Here is a 17,254-nt window from a genome sequence, read left to right on the forward strand (position 1 = left end):
GACCACGCTAACAGATAAGTCAGACGACTGTCTTACTGATGTCTTTGCTTGGCTTGAGTAGTGGGGCGGGTGGCGGAACCTCAGCGTTCTTCTCGCTGCGGGATCTTTTTCCCAAGTGGCTCCGCCACGAGGGAAAAAGCTGTCCTCGCGAGAAGAACGCTGAGAACCCGCGGGTGGTCGTTCTGCTTTGGTGGTCGCTGCTCAGCGGCTTCGCCGCTGACAAGAGAACGACCAACAACGCACTCACCTGGGACGACAAGATCAACGGGTCGAACGGTCGCGGAAGCGGCTCGCCGCCGCACCCGAGCGGGGGCGGCGGCGAGCCGGTCGGCGGCGCTGGAGATCAGGGGTGTTGGAGGCGCTGCATGAGCAGGCCGACGTAGTCGTCCAAGTCGGCCTGGATGCAGGGGTCCTGGCCGTGCTTGCCGTTGCAGCCCTCACCCCAGCCGCTGCCGTCGCCGTAGTCGACGAAGCGGTGCGGAATCCCGGCCGCCGTCAACTGCCCGGACATGACCATGGCGGTGTCCCGGACCCACGCCTCGCCCAGCGCCAGGACCGGGTCCTCGGCCAGGTTCCCGCCGTTGCCCGCGTAGAACGCCACGCCCATCCCGCGCAGCGGTTCGACGTGGTGCGCCGGGCTCTGCGCGTTCCACACCCCGTCCAACGGCCACACCGGCGAACCGAAGATAGCGTCCGGCGGATCCAGCGGAGCACCCATCTCGGTCAGCTGCGTGGACCCGACGATGGCGCCCCGCATCCGCGGGTCGAGCAGGTCGAGGTCTCCGGAGAAGCTGCCGACGTGGCCGAACAGCTCCGGCCGGTGCTCGGCGTAGTGGAACGCACCGAAACCGCCCATCGAATGCCCCGAGATCGACCGGCCCTCCCGCGAGGCGATGGTGCTGAGGTTGGCGTCGACCAGCGGGATCAGCTGGTCCAGGTGGAAGGACTCCCAGTTCTGCTTGCCCGAGGCGCCGGGGGCGACCCAGTTCGAGTACCAGCCGCGCCCGCCCCCGTTCGGCGTCACGGTGATCAGCGGGGCGTCTTCGGTCGCCCGCTCGGTCAGCGTCTGGTAGCGCGCCGAGATCGGCTGCTCCGGGGCGCCGTGCAGCAGGTAGTTCACCGGGTAGCGCACGCCCGGGTCGTACTCCTCTGGCAGCACGACCAGCACCACGTGCTCCCCGGAGACCTGGTCGCCGATCGGCGGGTGCTCCGGGACCTGGTCGGTGGCGACGGTCATCGTGAACGTGCGGTGGTTCTCGTCGACCCACTCCGGCTGTTCGAGCACGGTGATGCCGAAGCCGTCGTCGAAGCGCGGCGGCGCGTCGGCCGCGGTCGCGGCGGGTGCGGCGAGCGCCGACGCCGCGGTGAGGCAGCACAGCGCGGCGGCGCAGCGGCGCGCGGTGGTGCGCATGGGCGTTCTCATCCGGGTTCCCCCATCCGGTGATGTCCCGCCTCCCCTGACGGGATCAGCGACAGCAGACCAGCACCGCACCGCCCTGCACAGCTGCCAGTCGGGTGAGGGCGGCGCCAGTCCCTGGTTTCGGGGAGAACTCGGCCCGAATCGATGTTGCTCCGCCCCGGATTGTGGGATCTTGTGATCTCCGGAGTGCGGGGAGACGCTTGTCGAGGGGGCGCCCATGCCGCAGCGGGACGAGCAGGACGCCATCCACAACGAGACCAGCGGCCACGTCGGCGGCGACGTCCACCACTTCGGCGCGGTCCACGGATCGGTCCACTTCACCCGGCAGCCACCGGAGGACGCTCCGCTGCTGCGGACGCTGGCCCGCGAGGTACGCGTGCGGTGGGAGCTGGAGGAGCGCAGGCGACTCGTCCTGCAGGAGCTCCCGATGCGCTGGTATTCCGCTCCCGCGCAGGCATCGGAAGGCGGAGCCGGTCGCGACGATCCTCGCGAGGTGGGCGAGATCGCGCGGTTCTTCCGGGACATCGCCCCGCGCCGATTGGTGGTCCTCGGCGACGCGGGCGTCGGGAAATCCGTGCTGTGCATGCGTTTCGTGCTCACCACTCTGGAGCGGCGAAGCCCGGACGACGCGGTGCCGGTGCTGTACTCGCTGGGTTCGTGGAACCCGAGCGCGATGTCCCTGCAGGATTGGCTGATCGAGCGGCTGTCGAAGGACTACCCGCTGCCCGGCGGCGTGGCGGACGCGCGGAACCTGGTGCTGGACGAGAAGGTGCTGCCCGTCCTGGACGGCTTCGACGAGATCCCCGACGAGCTGCACGCCGCCGCGCTGCGGCACCTCGGCGAGTACCGCAAGCGGTTCGTGCTGACCAGCCGCACCTGCGCCTACCGGGAAGCGCTGCGGGAAGCGGGGGCGTTGCCCGACGCGGAGGTCGTGGTGCTCACCGAACTCGACCGCGACGACCTCGCGGCGACGCTCCCGAGCACCACCGCCTTCCCCGGCGCGGACCCGTGGGAGCCGGTGCTGCGGCGGCTGCGCGAGGCACCGGACGAACCCGCCTGCGCCGAACTCGCCTCCGTGCTGCGCAATCCGCTGATGATGTCGCTGGCGCGCACCGTCTACCGCAGGCACCGGGAGCCGGACGAGCTGCTGGACACCGCGCGCTTCCCCACCAGCGCCGCGCTGCAGGCGCACCTGCTGGAGGAGTTCTTGCCCACGGCGTACCGCAACGAACCGGAGCTCTGGCCGAAGGGGCAGCACCGGCCGTGGCCCGAGCAGCGCCCGCAGCACTGGCTCGCGCACCTCGCCCGGCACGTGCGGGACTCGCGAGGTCAGGAGCTGGCCTGGTGGCGGGTCGGCGAGATGCTGGGCGCCGGTACCCGTTCGCTGGTGATCGCCCTGCTCAGCGCACTGGTGATCGCCGTGCTCGTCACGGTGGTGCACGGCGCGATCTACCTCGTCCCCGGTGGCAGGCCCCCGCTGTGGTCGCTGGCCGAGGCGCTGCGCGACGCCGGGTTCAACGGGCCGCTGGCCGGGTTCGCCGTGGGCGGCGCCCACTGGATCGCGCACCTCGCGGGCAGGGGCATCCCGGAACCGTCCAGGATGCGGCTGCTGTTCCGGGCCTCCCCCGGCGAGCAGCGGCTCCCGCGCAACGGGCACTGGCTGGCCGCTCGGGCGCTGCTGGCGGTCGTGGCGGCAGCGCTGTTCGGCTTCGCGGCCAGGTTCACCGAAGCGGTGGTCCGAGCGCTGCGGCACGAGCCGGACGCGCTGCTGGGCGGCTGGGTGGAGGGCGCGCTGTTCGCGGCCATGTTCGGCGCGGGCACCCTGATCGCCGTCGGCGCGGTCTCGCTGCTGGAGGCTCCCGTCGACGTGCGCACGACCGCCGAGCCGATCGAACTGCTGCGGTCGAACCGGCGCATCACGCTCGGCACCGTCGCCGTGTTCGCCGTCGTCTTCGGGATCGTCGTCGCCCTCACCGGGTTCGCCGCGCACGCGCTGTCCGGCGGGTCGCTGTGGGGATTCCGGCTGGAATGGGACGTGTGGGAGGCGGTTCGGCTGGGGTTGCTGAGCTCGTTCGGCGGAGGGATCTCGATCGCGCTCGGTTTCACCGCCTGGGGCCAGTGGATCGCGTTCGGCCGGATCTGGCTGCCGCTGGTGGGCCGGTTGCCGTGGCGGACCGCGGCGTTCCTGGAGGACGCCAGGGACCGCCAGGTGCTGCGCACGCACGGGGCGCACTACCAGTTCCGGCACGAGCGCCTGCTCAGCCACCTCGCCCCGCCCGATCGGGTCAGCGCGGTCGCACGGTGACCTGGGTGTCGCGCAGGACCGGGCCGAGCAGCAGGCTCGACCACGGCGGCGCCGGGGCCGCGTCCGGGGAGGGCGCGAGGATGCCGGCGATCAGGTCGCGCTCCGCCGGGGAGTTCGCCACCCCGAGGTCCGGCGCGGACGCGCCGCCCGAGGCCGAGGACGGCGTGGTCGCACCGGGCAGCAGCCCCTCGGTCCCGGTCCTGGCTGCGGGCGGCGGGTTCGAGCCGTCGACGACCGGGCCGTCCGGCGGGTACTGGGGCGCGTGCTCGAACTCGTAGCAGCGCGGCCCGCGCTCGTCGCCGAGCTCCGGTTCCTCGCCCGGCACGTACGCGCCCCGGTTCGGCGTGATCTCCAGCGTGACGTGGGCTCCCGGCTCGTCGGTGCCCACGCCGAACAGCTCGTCGACCCGGGGGATGATCCCGGCGGCCTGCGCGAACATGCAGGGGTACTGCGGCGAGTACTTCGCGAGCACGTCCAGCGTCGGCCGCGACGTGGCGTTGAGCCGGATCAGGTCCTGGGAGTGGGCCGCCAGGAAACCGGTCAGGTCGTTCGAGGTCGTGGTCAGCTGCGCGGTCATCGCGCTGAGGGCTTCGCGCTGCTCGGCCAGCGTCCTGGCCGTGGTGCTCACGTCGCCGAGCGCTCGCAGGACGTCCGGCGCGGCCTGCTCGTAGGTCTCGGCGACGCCCACCACCTGCCGCAGGTTCTCCTGCAGCTGCGGCAACGACGGGTTCAGCTCGGCGACGTAGCGGTTCAGGTCGGTGATCGTCTCGCCGACCTGCTCGCCACGCCCGTCGAGCGCGCGGCTCAGGCCGTTGAGCGTCGTGGCCAGGTCCTGCGGGTGCACCGCTTGCAGCAGCGGCATCGTGTCGGCGAGCACCTGCTCCAGTTCGACCGAGGCCTGCGCGCCGTCCTGGGTGATGACGTCGCCCGCGGCGAGGTGCCGCGCCGAGCGCTGTGCGGGCAGTTCGAGGGAGACGTAGCGCTCGCCGAACAACGTCCTGGGCAGCAGCCGCGCGGTCACGTTCGCGGGGATCTGCTCGACCTCGTCGGGGTCCAGCTCCAGCCGCATCCGGGCGCCGCCGTCGGCCGCGGTGACATCGCCGACCTGGCCGATGATCAGGCCGCGGACCTTGACGTCGGCTTCGGGCAGGATCTGGTTGCCGGTCGCTCCGGTGCGCAGCACGACGTCCACGCTGCGGGTGAAGGCGCCGCGGTACGCGCCGATGCACACCGCCGCGGCCAGCACCATGACCAGGAGGAAGGCCACGCCCAGCGCTCGTCGCCGCAGAGCCACCAGTGAACTCATCGCAGGCCCCTTTGCCTTCGACTTCGCTTCATCCGGGCGGGCGGCGAACCCCGGGAGCCTCGCCTCGACGCGTCGCCCGGACTCCGCTGCGAGCGGAACGGATGCGGCGGATGACGAGCGCCCAGCCTCACGAGGTATTGCCTGTTTGTCAACAGCGCCCGGATACCGCTCGCGCCGGGGAAAACCGCGAGTGATCGGCGGAGCACGCTCAGAACTACCATACCCGGCACCCGCGCACGATGGATTCGCGTCCAACTCGCCAGCGCGTCGTGCTTTCGAGTCCACCGGACCCACGAAGCACCCGCGCACGCTTTTTGCGGCCATCACGCAGTTCCCCAATATTGACACCTTGTCAATAAACCTGCCGCGTCCTACGCTGTGCCCCTCGGACGAGACAGGGAGCGCGAGTGGACTACGAAGAGATCCGCTACGAGATCGACGGGCCGGTCGCGACGATTTCGCTGAACCGCCCGCAGGCTCGCAACGGCTACACCGTGCGCATGGCCGACGAGCTGGCCGCGGCGTTCGACCGCGCGGACCGGGACGAGGACGTGCGCGTCGTCGTGTTCACCGGCGAGGGCAAGGACTTCTGCGTCGGCGCCGACCTCTCTGCGGGCGGGTTCGACGTCAGCGAACCGGGCGCCGAAGGCCAGGACGACTGGAAGGAACCCGCGGGCCGCTGCGCGCTGCGGATCTTCGCGATGAACAAGCCCGTCATCGCGGCGATCCGGGGCGCCGCCGTCGGCGCCGGGGCCAGCATCACGCTCGCCTGCGACTACCGGCTGGCCGCGAAAGACTCGCGGTTCGGCTTCGTGTTCTCCCGCCGCGGCATCTACCCCGAGGGCGCCTCCACCTGGTTCCTGCCCCGGCTGGTCGGCCTCGGCACCGCCCTGGACTGGATGATCAGCGGCCGGCTCTTCGACGCCGCCGAAGCCCGCGACGCCGGGCTGGTGCACGCCGCGCACGAACCGGACCAGGTGCTCGACGAGGCGTACTCGCTCGCCCGCGACCTCGCGGCCAACACCGCTCCGGTCTCGATCGCCGTGATCCGCCAGATGCTCTACCGGCTCAGCGCGCTGGAATCCCCCTACGACGTGCAGCGCGTCGACTCCCGGCTGATCGCGGGGTTGCCGACGAACGAGGACGCGGCGGAAGGGGTCATGTCCTTCCTGGAACGGCGGCCTCCGCGATTCCCGGGGACGGTCGCGAAGGACCTGCCGGGATTCCTGCCGTGGCTCGACGACGGCACGGCGCCTCGATCGGCGTGAGCGTTGTTCGTCATCGGTCAACAGCCGGAACCCGCTGTGCCACAACCCGCTCCACCACTTGCGCTGCACGACTCGGCTCGGTCGTTGACCTGCGGATAAGGTGGCGGGCATGAGTGTGCAGTCCTCGACGCCACGCCGGCGGCTCGACCCCGACGAGCGGAAAGCGGAGATCCTCCTCGCCGCGCGGCGGCTGTTCGGCACCGGCACCTACGCCTCGGTGTCCACGACCGACCTCGCCAACGAAGCGGGAGTCGCCCGAGGACTGATCAACCACTACTTCGGCGGCAAGCGCGGCCTGTACCTCGAAGTGGTCCGGCAGATGATGGTGATCCCGGCGCCGGTGACCGAGCACCTGCCCAAGACGACCGTCGAGCAGCGCTTGGCCATCAGCATCGACCGCTGGCTCGACGTCGTGGAGCGCAACAAGGAGATGTGGCTGACCGCGATCGGCCCCGAAGCCATCGGGCGCGACCCGGAGGTCGAGGAGATCCTCGCGGAGGGCGACGAGATCGCGGCCGACCGCGTGCTGGAAGCGGCGATGATGGCCGACGTCACCGAGGGCCGCGAGGTGCTGCGCGCGATCATCCGCTCCTACGGGAGCATGATCCGCGCGGCGTCCAGGGAATGGCTGGTCCGCGGCACCCTGTCCCGCAGCGACCTGCACGTCATGCTCACTGACGTCATCCTGCACGTCCTCACGACGACGTTCCCCAACGTCCTCGCCGCCCGATCGGAATGACCGGCGCCGCCCGTCACGGTGTGGACGACCTCCGCGATGTCGTTCCCGCCCGGCCTGGCCCGGCGGAGAACCCGTTGCAGCGCAGGGCAAGCCGAGCTGATCGGACGCACGCGACCGCGCCGGCGGGACCTGCCCGTAGCTAGCCGTGACCGGTGGGGCGCGCGGCGAAGTACGCGAGTTCGCGCACGGCGGCACGGGCTTCGGGCAGGAGCGCGGCGAGCAGGGTGAAGGCGTGCATCTGGCCGTGCCAGACGCTCAGGTCGCACGGGACTCCCGCCTGCCGCAGGCGCCGGGCCATCAGTTCGCCATCGCTGCGGAGCAGGTCGAGGGAGCCGACCTGGATCAGCACCGGCGGCAGCTCGCGGAGGTCCGCGTAGCAGGGGGACAGCTCCGGAGCGTTCGGTTCCACGTCCACCGCGCACATCCGCGCCACGTCGGCGGCGGCCCGCGCGGGCAGGAACGGGTCCAGGAGCCGGTTCGCGGTGTAGGACGGGCCGGTCGCGGCGAGGTCCAGCCAGGGTGACGTCGCGGCGATCCCGGCCGGGCGCGGCAGCCCGCGCTCCCGCGCCCGCAGGGCGACCGCGAACGCCAGGTTCGCGCCCGCCGAATCCCCGGCCAGCACGACGTCCTCGCCGGTGCGGCCCTGGTCCAGCAGCCACCGGTAGGCGTCGACGCAGTCCTGCACGCCGTCGTCGACCCGGTGCTCCGGGACCATCCGGTAGTTCACCGCCAGCACGGGAGACCCGGTCAGCGCCGACAGCCGGGCCACCTGCGCGCGCCAGAGCCGGGCCGAGCCCAGCACGAATCCGCCGCCGTGCGCGTAGAGGACCGCCCGCCGCGTCCCGGTGTCGCGGCCGGTGCGGACCAGGTCGGCGTGGCAGCCGGGCAGCGGGATCCGCCGCACCGTCGTGCCGAACGGGACGGGCCCGAGCAGCGGGGCGAGCCCGCCGGTGATGCCGCGTGCGCGGCGCAAGGTCTCGGGAGTGACCGGAGTCCGTTCGAGCAGCGGGCGGAGCGTCCGGCGCAACGCGGCGGCGAGCACCCGCGAACGCACCGACCCGCGGAGCGCACCGGGCACGCCGGGGCGGCCGGGCTCCTCGGACTCCTCGACCCGACCGGACTCAACCGGCCGACCTGGCGCACCGGGCACGCCGGGGCGATCAGGATCACCGGACGTATCGAGCCGCCCAGCCCCACCTGGCCCACCAGGTTCCCCGGACGGTTCTCCGATTCGATCGTCCACATCGGACTGGACCCGGCGGGATCTCGCGCCCCGAGCCGTCTCGTCGTCGGTCATGACGGACTCCGCTCTCGCCCGCCGCCCCCGTCAGCTCCGCGCCGCCGCGACCGCTTCGGTCGCGGGTTCGTGCACGTCGTCCGGCCGCGGATCGGCGTAGAGCCCGTCGATCTCGGCGGCGTACTTCGTCGCGATCGGCTTGCGGCGCAACTTCATCGTGGGGGTGAGCTCGGCACCGCCCGGTTCCCAGAACTCCGGCACGATCCGGAACCGCTTGACCTGCTCGACGCGGGCCAGGTTCGCGTTGCCCGCGGCGACCGCCGCCGACACCAGCGCGACGACGTCGGGGCGCCGGGACAGCTCGGCGGCGTCCCGCTCGTGCGCGGCCACCGCTTCGGGGTCGAGCACGATCAGCGCGGTGTTGTACGGCCGGGCGTCGCCGATCGCCGCCACGGCACCGATGAGCGGGGAGCACGCCACGACGGCGTTCTCGATGTTCGTCGGGGACATGTTCTTGCCGGTGGCGCTGATGATCAGCTCCTTCTTCCGGTCGATGACGGTGATGTAGCCGTCGTCGTCGACCGCGACCACGTCGCCGGTGGACAGCCAGCCTTCCGGGCTGATCGCCTCGGCGGTCTTCGCGGGCTCGCCGCGGTAGCGCTTCATCACCAGCGGCCCGCGCAGCAGCAGTTCGCCGTCGGCGGCGACCGACATCTCCATGCCGGGCAGGACCTTGCCCACGGTTCCGAGCTTGACCGGGTCGGCGGGCGCCATGCTGGCGATGCAGGTCACCTCGGACATGCCCCACGCCTCGGAGATCTTCAGCCCGAGCGCGCCGAAGAACGCCAGCGTCTCCGGGGAGATCGGGGCGGCGCCGGACATGGCCCACTTCAGCTCGGTGAAGCCGAGGCGGGCGCGCAGCAGCGCGAGCACCTCGTCGGCGCGCGCGTGCTCGGCCGCCAGTTCTGGTGGCACCGGTTCGCCTGCGCGCAGCAGCGCGAACCGGCGGTGCCCGACGTCGAGCGCCCACCGCAGGTGCGCTTGGCGCTCCTCGTCGGGCTCGCCGTCGACGGCCGCTTCGACGGCGGCCTTCAACTTCTCCCACACCCGGGGAACCGCGCCCCAGATGGTGGGCAGGCAGTCCGGGATCGCGGCGGCGATCCGGCGTCCGTCGGCGACCGCGGTGATCTGGGTGCCGAACACCAGGTGCAGGTACAGCGCGGTCAACCGGTCCGCGATGTGCGCGGAGGGCAGGAAGGACGTGATCCGGTCGCCGAACTCGATGGGCTGGACCTGCCCGATCGCGCGCGCCTCGAACAGCAGCGCCTCGTGGGTGGCCTCGACGCCCTTGGGGTCGCCGGTGGTGCCCGAGGTGTAGATCAGCGTGGCGACGTCGTCGGCCCGCACGGCCCGCCAGGCCGCGTCGAAGTCGAAGTCCGGCGCGGCGCGCTCCGTCAGCTGCGCCAGCGTGATCGTGCCCGCAGGCTGCTCCCCCGGCTCCGCGTCGACCACGACGATCGCCGTCAGCGACGCCCCGGATTCCTGGATGCGCTCGACGTGCTGCGCCTCGCAGACCACGACGTCGGCTCCGGCGTTGCCGAGCACGTAGGAGATCGTGCTCGGGGTGAGCGTGTTGTAGAGGGAGAACGAGGTGGCGCCCACGTGCAGCGCGCCGACGTCCACCGGGTAGAACTCGACGCGGTTGGCCATCATCAGCGCCACCGTGTCGCCGCGTCCCACGCCGAGCGCGGCGAAGCCGCCCGCGACCTCGCGCACCTGGTCGGCGTAGTCGCGCCAGGTCAGCTCCTGGGTGCCGCCGACGGTCCGCAGCGCGACGGCGTCGGGGTTCACGGCGGCGGTCCGCTGGAACGCCGCGCACAACGTGGCCGGTTCCCCGGTCATGGCAACCTCCTCGAGGAGTTCTTCCGGAACGGCCCGCAGCGGGCCGGGGGGCTCAACGACCTTCGGGTGCGCCCGCTCGCCGCCGGTCCGTCCTGGCTTCGAGGTCGCGGACGAACCGGTGGCTGCGCGCGTCCGAGACGAGCACCGCGTCGATGAGCACGTTGAGCAACCCGCGCAGCAGCCCCCACGGCTGCCAGGCGCGCGGAACGGTGGTGCTGCCCGCGCGCCGGGAGATCGCATCGGCGACCGAGCGCGCCGCGCGCTGCGCGGAGATGCGGCGGCGCAGCGGCCGGGGCAGCCGCGAGTTCAGCTCCGCCCCGAGGTCGTCCTCGTCCAGCGTGGCCTGCGCGAGGCGGGTGTCGACGATGCCGAAGTACGCGACTCCGGCGGTGGCGCCGTGCCCGGCGAGCTCCAGCCGCAGGATGCGGCCCAGCTGCTCGGACGCGGCCTTGCTGACCACGTACGCGGCTCCGCCGAGCGCGGGTGAGAAGGCTGCCGCCGAGGACACCACGACGATGTGGCCGCGCCGCGCGATCACCTCGTCGATCGCCGGGCGCACGGTGTTGAACACGCCCATCAGGTTGATGTCGATGACCCGGTCGAAGTCCGCCGGATCGATCTGGCGCAGCGTCGCGGGCGGCGGTGTCACTCCGGCGTTGGCCACGACCACGTCGATGCCGCCCGCCGCCGCGGCGATCTCGCGCACGGCGGTGTCCATGGCGGCGCGGTCCCGGACGTCGGCGGCGGTCGTCACGACCCGCTCCCCGCCCAGCGCCGCCTCGGCGGCGCGCAGCGCCACGGCGTTGACGTCGATCAGCGCGACCACGGCGCCCTTGCCGTGCAGGATGCGGGCGAGGGCGAAGCCGATCCCGTCCGCGCCGCCGGTGATCACGACGACCTTGCCCGCGACGTCGTAGTGCATTCCGCCGGGCAGCGGTATCCCGAGGTCCCGCAGGGCCGCGGCGACGCGGTTCGCAGTGGACACGTCAGCGCCTCCCGTGCAGCAGTCGGACGAGCACCCGGATCAGCCGATCCACGCGCGGGCCGCGCCGGAACGTCGTGACCGGCAGCGGAGCGCGGAAGCGCCGCCGCGTCATCGAGCGCGCGTAGGTGAACTCCTTGAGCCCTTCCGGTCCGTGCACCCGGCCGAACCCGGAGTCGCCGACCCCGCCGAGCGGCAGGTTCGGGATCGCGGCGAAGCCGACGTAGGAGTTCACCGCGACCGCGCCGGAGCGGATCCGCGCGGCGATCCGGGTGCCGTTGCGTCGGGAGAACACAGTCAGCCCCAGCGCGTACCGGCTCGCGTTCGCGCGCTGCACCGCTTCGTCGGCGTCGCGCACCTTCGCGATCGTCATGGTCGGCCCGAAGGTCTCCTCCGTCACCGCGAGGCAGTCCTCGGGCGCGTCGAGCAGGATCGTCGGCTGCACCACGCGGCCGTCGATCGCGTCCAGGCCGCCGAGCGCGACGCGCGCTCCCCTGTCGAGTGCGTCGGCGATGTGGGCGCGGACGACGTCGACCTGGCCGGGTGTGGTCATCGGGCCGAACCGGGCTTCCGGGCCGGTGCCCGCGCGGATCGTGCGGGCCAGCGCGACGACCTCGGCGACGAACTCGTCGTGCACGGCCCGGTGCACGTAGACCCGTTCGACGCCGAGGCAGGTCTGGCCGGCGTTCGACGTCGCTCCCCACACCGCCGCGTCGGCCGCCGCCGCGACGTCGGCGTCGGCGTCCACGATCAGCGCGTCCTTGCCGCCGCACTCCATGAGCACCGGCGTGAGCGTCGCCGCGCACGCGGCCAGCACCTGCTTGCCGGTGGCGGTGGACCCGGTGAACCCGATCTTGTCGACGCCGGAGCGGCACAGCGCAGCGCCGGTGCCGCCGTCGCCGGTGAGCAGTTGCAGCACGGGCTGTTCGGGGACGACCGCCGCGAAGGCGTCGACCAGCCACGCGCCGACGCCGGGCGTGTGCTCGCTCGGCTTGTAGACCACGGCGTTGCCCGCGGCGAGCGCGAACGACAACGAGCCCAGCGGGGTGAACACCGGGTAGTTCCACGGTCCGATGACGCCGACCGCGCCCAGCGGCCGATGCGCCACGCTCGCCGCCTCGTTGAGCATCAGCAGGCTGGAGCGGACGGTGTGCGGGCCGAGCACCTTCTTCGCGTTCCGCGCCGCCCAGGCGAGGTGTTCCAGCGCCATCACGACTTCGAGCATCGCGTCGGCCCGCGGTTTGCCGGTCTCCGCGCGCACCAGCTCGGCGAGCTCATCGCTGCGGCGGGCGATGATGCCGCGCCACCGGTCGAGCCTGCGGGCGCGTTCGGCGAAGCCCAGCCAGTCCCACCAGGTTCCCGCCAGGCGGGCCCGGCTCACCGAGGCCGCGACGTCGGCGGGGCCGTGCACCGGGTAGGTGCCGATCACCTCGCCGGTGAGCGGACTGCGGACGTCGAACACGTCCGGCGCGGTGGTCGTGCCCGCCGTCATCGCGCGCCTCCCGTCGCGCGGCGGGCGGCACCGTCGGCCCAGCTCCGCGTCACCTTCCGCAGCAGCGGACGGGAGAGCGCCAGCACGGGGGCGAGCCACCCGGCCGGTTCCACCGCGAAGGTCCAGGTGAACCGCGTCCCGCTCGCGATCGGTTCCAGCGCGACGTCCTCGGCGAAGCGGCGGAGACCCGGCCGGTTCGCGGCTTCGACGCCGAACGTCATCCGGCTGCCCTCGTCCCAGCGGTAGAACCGCTCCCGAAGCGAGGCCGCGCCGCGCCCGACGGTGACGGTCCGGGTGGTGCCGACGCCGAAGGGCCGCGGCGAGGTCCACTCCGCGCCGGTGATCGCGCGGGAGAACGACACCAGCGCGTCGTCGGCGGTGAACGCCTCCCACACCTGGCCGGGCGGGACCGGCACCTCGACGGTGTGTGCGAAGCGGAACCTGGCCGAGCGCAGGAAGTCGTCGTCCGACTCGGCGAGCGGATACCAGCGGGTCATGGGGCAGCCTTCCACGGTGGACTGATCACAGGTCGAGGGTGAGCCGTTCGCCGGCCGAGCGGGACACGCAGATCAGCATCGAATCCGCGCGTTCGCCGTCGAGCAGCAGCTTGTCGCGGTGCTCGACCTCCCCGTCGAGCACGCGGACCTTGCACGTACCGCAGAACCCCTGCTGGCACGAGTACGCGATGCCCGGCAGCTCCCGGCGGATCGCGGCGAGGGCGGACTCGTCGGACGGGACGGCGACGGTGGTCCCGGTCCGTTCGAGGTGCACGTCGAACGGCCTGCCGTCGCGCACCGGCAGCGCCGAGAAGCGCTCGGTGTGCAGCGATCCGGTGGGATTGATCTCCCGCATCAGGCCGCGCGCGGTGGTCATCAGCGGCGTCGGGCCGCACAGGTAGACCGCCGCGCCGGGCGCGGCTTCCGGGAGGATCGCCGTGATGTCCGGCAATCCGTGCTCGTCGTCCGGGCGGACGTCGACGACGCCGCTGTCGTAGCGGGAAAGTTCGTCCAGGAACGGCAGCCCGTCCCGCGTTCGTCCTAAGTAGACCAACCGCCATGGTGCACCGCGCCGGTGGCATTCCCGCACCATCGGCAGGATCGGCGTGATCCCGATGCCCCCGGCGACGAACAGGTAGGACTCCGCTTCGATCAGCCGGAACGCGTTGCGCGGCCCGCGGATCGTGATCCGGTCGCCCGCGGCGAGCTCGTCGTGCACCTCGCGCGAACCGCCGAGCCCGTCGGCGAGCCTGCGCACCGCGATCCGGTAGCGGTACCGGTCCGCCGGGTCGCCGCACAACGAGTACTGCCGCTGCTTGCCGGAGGGCAGGAAGACGTCGACGTGCGCGCCCGGAACCCAGCTCGGCAGCCGCGCGCCCGCCGGTTCGGAGAGCGTCACGCTGACGACGTCGGCCGCCTCCGCCCGCACCTCGTTGACGACGAGTCCGAGGTCGAATCCGCCGCGGCGCACCGGATTCGGCCGCGACAGCAACGGCGCCACACCGCTCTCCGCGAACACCCTGCGGTAAGCGGCGCTGAACCCGCCGATGGCCCGCAACACCGGCCCCGGTGCGAACCCGGAACCGGAACACCCCGCCTGCTCGATCATGGTCATCGTCTTCCCTCAGAACCCGTCATCGATCTCGTCGTCCCAGATGAACCGCGCGCGACACCCAACGCCTCGCCAACGGCGAACCAAGAGCGAACCCAACCCGCGCCTCACGGCCGAAGTCCGTGCCTTGGGCGGCGAAGCCGTGCCTGTATGTGCGAAGCACATAGCCCACGTCACAAAGCCCTCACCCGCGGGTTCTCAGGTGTCTTCTCGCGAGGACGGCTTTTTCCCTCGTGGCGGAGCCACTCGGGAAAAAGATCCCGCAGCGAGAAGACACCTGAGGTTCCGCCACCCGACCACCAAAGAAGAACGAGCCGGAAAACCCGATCATCCGTTGGCCGCCGGGGATTGGGCCAGGTAGCGCACGGCGGCGTCCATGCTTCCCAGCTGCGACGGGTGGAATCGCGGGTTGAGGTACTTCGGGATCTCGGTCACGAACAGCGCGATGTTCGGCACGACCCCGCGCCGCATGGCGCTGAGCAGCTGCAGGAACCAGAACCGGCCCTTGTCCTTCGACGGGTCGGCCTTGAACAGGTAGTGCAGCGACGACAGCAGCAGCACCAGCAGCGTGAAGCTCGCCAGCAGCGCCGTGCGCACGCGCCGGGCGTAGCTGCCGTCGACGTACATGAACGCGTCGAAGGCGACGTTGCGGTGCTCGACCTCTTCGGCGCCGTGCCAGCGGACGAGGTCCAGCATCGTCGGGTGCATCCCCTTGCGCTCCAGCACGTTCGCGTTCAGCAGCCACTCACCGATCACCGCGGTGTAGTGCTCCAGCGCCGCGAACATGCCGAGCCGCTCGCACAGCCACGCGTGCTTGGCGCGGCCCTTGAGGCCGCGGTCGCCGAGGACGTGGTCGACCATCCACTCCAGCTTCCGCGTCATCGGCTCGGTGTTCAGGCCGATCGAGGACAGGTGCTCGCGCGCACCCTCGTGCGAGGAGGCGTGCGTGGCCTCCTGGCCGACGAAACCCACGACTTCCTCGTGCAGCCGCGGATCCTTGATCAGCGGCAGTGCTTCGGCGAGCGCGTTCGACATCGCCCGTTCGCCTTCCGGCAGCACCAGGTGCATGAAGTTGATGGTGTGCGTGGCGAGCGGCTCACCGGGGATGTAGTGCATCGGCACCCCGTCCCACGAGAACTCCACGTCGCGCGGCGCGATCACGTGCGCCTCTTCGGTGTAGCGGCGGGCGCCGCGCGGGTCGACGACCGGTTTCCTGCCGATGCGGGGAAGTCGGAACATCATGACGTCCTTTGACTCGAGGAGATCGCGCTGCGCTCGGCGGCGCTGCTGGTGTGGTAGTCGGCCAGCTCGGCCTCGCGCGTTCGGGAGCGGAACGCCCGGTTGAATCCGGGGTAGAAGACGAAGTTGCGCCCGGCGTCGTTGAGGTAGTAGCTGCTGCATCCCCCGACGTTCCACACCGAGTTGCGCAGGCCGTGCTCGACCTCGTCGGCGAAGGACTGCTGCACCTCGGGTTTGACGTCGATGCTCGCCAGCTCTCGCCGTTCGATCTGGCGCAGGCAGCTCATGATGTAGGCGACCTGCGCTTCGATCGTCACGACCTGCGAGGTGTAGACGACGGAGTTCGGCCCGAGCAGGAAGAAGAAGTTGGGGAATCCGCTGATGGTGGTGCCCAGGTAGGCCTGCGCGTCGCCCTGCCACACCTCGTTGATGCTGCGGCCGTTCTTCCCCCGCACGCGGTCGAAAACGGGGTTGTCGGTCATCCGGAAGCCGGTGCCCATGATGATGGTGTCGAGCTCGTGCAGCGTTCCGTCGCCGGTGACGATCCCGTTCTCCCGCACTTCTGCGATGCCGGAGGTGACCACGTCGACGTTGGGCGCCGCCAGCGCCGGGTAGTACTTGTTGGAGAACGTGGGCCGCTTGCAGCCGAAGGAGTAGTGCGGCGTGAGCTTGGCCCGCAGCTCGCGGTCGCGGACTTGGCGGCGCAGGTGCGCGCGACCGAGCCATTCCATGCCCTTGAGCAGGCCGGGCCGGTGCACGAATCCGGGAACGAGCGCTTCCTGCACGAGGTCGAAGCACTCCCGCGCGAACCGCTGCACGGCGGGGAACCGCCGGAACACGCGCTGCTCGAAGCGGGTCATGCGGCGGTCGGGGTGCGGCATGATCCAGGTCGGCGTGCGCTGGAAGACGGTCAGCTCCCCGGCCACCGGCTGCACTCGGGGGATGATCTGGACCCCGGAGGCACCGGTTCCGATGATCGCGACCCGTTCGCCGGCGAGGTCGTGCTCGTGGTCCCACTGGGCCGTGTGGAAGACCTTCCCCTGGAAGCGCTCCAGGCCGGGCAGGTCCGGGACGGAGGGTTCGCTGAACGGTCCGGTGGCGCCGACGAGCACCTGCGCCTGCCAGGCCCCCTTGTCCGTCACCACGTTCCAGTGCTGCTCGTCCTCGTCCCAGGCGGCGTCGAGCACTTCGTGCTCCATCCGCAGGTGCGGGACGAGGTCGAAGTCCTCGGCGCAGCGCCGCAGGTAGTCCTTGATCTCCGGCTGCAGCGGGTAGAGCCTGCTCCACTCGGGGTTCGGCGCGAAGGAGAACGAGTACAGGATCGACGGGATGTCGCACTGCGCGCCGGGGTAGGTGTTGACCTCCCAGGTGCCGCCGACTTCCGCGGCTCGTTCCAGCAGCACGAAGTCGTCGATCCCGGCGCGCTTGAGCATGATCGCCGTGCCGAGTCCGCCGAAGCCGGCGCCGACGATCGCCACCCGCACCCGCCGTTGACGATCGGCGGTGTCGCCCGTTTCCCCAGAGCTGCCCATCGCCTGCCTCCTCGTTGATGCGCGACGTCGGTCCTCGGACGATATTTTTGACATCAAACAATGTCAACATCACTTGATGTCAACTTTTGAACCTGATCGACAGGACCCTGACGTGCGAATACACCGGACGAGCAAGCACTCCCGAGCGAGCCGCCGCCCGTGATCCGGCTCACCGGAAATGAAGCATCCTCGGCTATTAGCACGATGTCAATAACTGGAGCGGT

Annotated in this window: 13 protein-coding genes; 3 read left to right on the plus strand and 10 right to left on the minus strand. The window is 71.4% G+C overall.

What is annotated here, in order from left to right:
- Positions 1-343: 343 nt before the first annotated feature.
- Positions 344-1,423 carry an alpha/beta hydrolase gene (locus tag BJ969_RS19770; protein WP_246457002.1) on the minus strand — a complete coding sequence of 360 codons (1,080 nt, stop codon included), beginning with the start codon at positions 1,421-1,423 and terminating at the stop codon, positions 344-346.
- Positions 1,424-1,637: 214 nt separating this feature from the next.
- Between BJ969_RS19770 and BJ969_RS19775 the strand changes: the two genes are divergently transcribed.
- Positions 1,638-3,725 carry an NACHT domain-containing protein gene (locus BJ969_RS19775; protein ID WP_184480826.1) on the plus strand — a complete coding sequence of 696 codons (2,088 nt, stop codon included), beginning with the start codon at positions 1,638-1,640 and terminating at the stop codon, positions 3,723-3,725.
- On the opposite strand, the gene BJ969_RS19780 is transcribed toward BJ969_RS19775, so the two are convergent.
- The gene (locus BJ969_RS19780) at positions 3,706-5,031 is read right to left on the minus strand and encodes an MCE family protein (protein WP_184480828.1); all 1,326 of its coding nucleotides are present in this window, start codon (positions 5,029-5,031) and stop codon (positions 3,706-3,708) included. The two genes, BJ969_RS19775 and BJ969_RS19780, sit on opposite strands and share 20 nt — an antisense overlap.
- A 407-nt stretch (positions 5,032-5,438) precedes the next feature.
- On the opposite strand from BJ969_RS19780, the gene BJ969_RS19785 reads away from it, so the two are divergent.
- Both BJ969_RS19785 and BJ969_RS19790 read left to right on the plus strand, forming a co-directional pair.
- On the plus strand, positions 5,439-6,299 hold the full coding sequence (locus tag BJ969_RS19785) for an enoyl-CoA hydratase-related protein (RefSeq protein ID WP_184480830.1): 861 nt from the start codon (positions 5,439-5,441) through the stop codon (positions 6,297-6,299).
- A gap of 109 nt (positions 6,300-6,408) precedes the next feature.
- Entirely contained in the window at positions 6,409-7,038 is a 630-nt protein-coding gene (locus BJ969_RS19790; protein WP_184480832.1) for a TetR/AcrR family transcriptional regulator, read from the plus strand.
- A gap of 139 nt (positions 7,039-7,177) precedes the next feature.
- On the opposite strand, the gene BJ969_RS19795 is transcribed toward BJ969_RS19790, so the two are convergent.
- The 8 genes from BJ969_RS19795 to BJ969_RS19830 all read right to left on the minus strand — a co-directional run bounded on the left by BJ969_RS19795 (position 7,178) and on the right by BJ969_RS19830 (position 17,030).
- Positions 7,178-8,188, minus strand: coding sequence for an alpha/beta hydrolase fold domain-containing protein (locus BJ969_RS19795; protein WP_184480834.1), 1,011 nt, complete (start codon positions 8,186-8,188; stop codon positions 7,178-7,180).
- 177 nt (positions 8,189-8,365) lie between these two features.
- On the minus strand, positions 8,366-10,177 hold the full coding sequence (gene fadD11 / locus BJ969_RS19800) for a fatty acid--CoA ligase FadD11 (RefSeq protein WP_184480836.1): 1,812 nt from the start codon (positions 10,175-10,177) through the stop codon (positions 8,366-8,368).
- Positions 10,178-10,229: 52 nt separating this feature from the next.
- Entirely contained in the window at positions 10,230-11,162 is a 933-nt protein-coding gene (locus BJ969_RS19805; RefSeq protein ID WP_343071500.1) for a short-chain dehydrogenase/reductase, read from the minus strand.
- A gap of 1 nt (position 11,163) precedes the next feature.
- Entirely contained in the window at positions 11,164-12,651 is a 1,488-nt protein-coding gene (locus BJ969_RS19810; protein WP_184480838.1) for an aldehyde dehydrogenase family protein, read from the minus strand.
- Positions 12,648-13,148 carry an SRPBCC family protein gene (locus BJ969_RS19815; RefSeq protein ID WP_184480840.1) on the minus strand — a complete coding sequence of 167 codons (501 nt, stop codon included), beginning with the start codon at positions 13,146-13,148 and terminating at the stop codon, positions 12,648-12,650. The genes BJ969_RS19810 and BJ969_RS19815 overlap by 4 nt, the downstream gene beginning before the upstream one ends.
- 25 nt (positions 13,149-13,173) lie before the next feature.
- Complete coding sequence (locus BJ969_RS19820; protein ID WP_184480842.1) at positions 13,174-14,262, minus strand: PDR/VanB family oxidoreductase; 1,089 nt, start codon at positions 14,260-14,262, stop codon at positions 13,174-13,176.
- A gap of 324 nt (positions 14,263-14,586) precedes the next feature.
- Positions 14,587-15,498 (minus strand): metal-dependent hydrolase, encoded by a 912-nt coding sequence (locus tag BJ969_RS19825; protein WP_184480844.1) that lies wholly within the window; start codon positions 15,496-15,498, stop codon positions 14,587-14,589.
- Complete coding sequence (locus BJ969_RS19830) at positions 15,498-17,030, minus strand: flavin-containing monooxygenase (protein WP_184480846.1); 1,533 nt, start codon at positions 17,028-17,030, stop codon at positions 15,498-15,500. Before BJ969_RS19830 ends, BJ969_RS19825 begins: the two co-directional genes overlap by 1 nt.
- Positions 17,031-17,254: the final 224 nt, after the last annotated feature.

Origin of the sequence: Saccharopolyspora gloriosae (assembly GCF_014203325.1) — a bacterium.
GTDB lineage: Bacteria > Actinomycetota > Actinomycetes > Mycobacteriales > Pseudonocardiaceae > Saccharopolyspora_C > Saccharopolyspora_C gloriosae.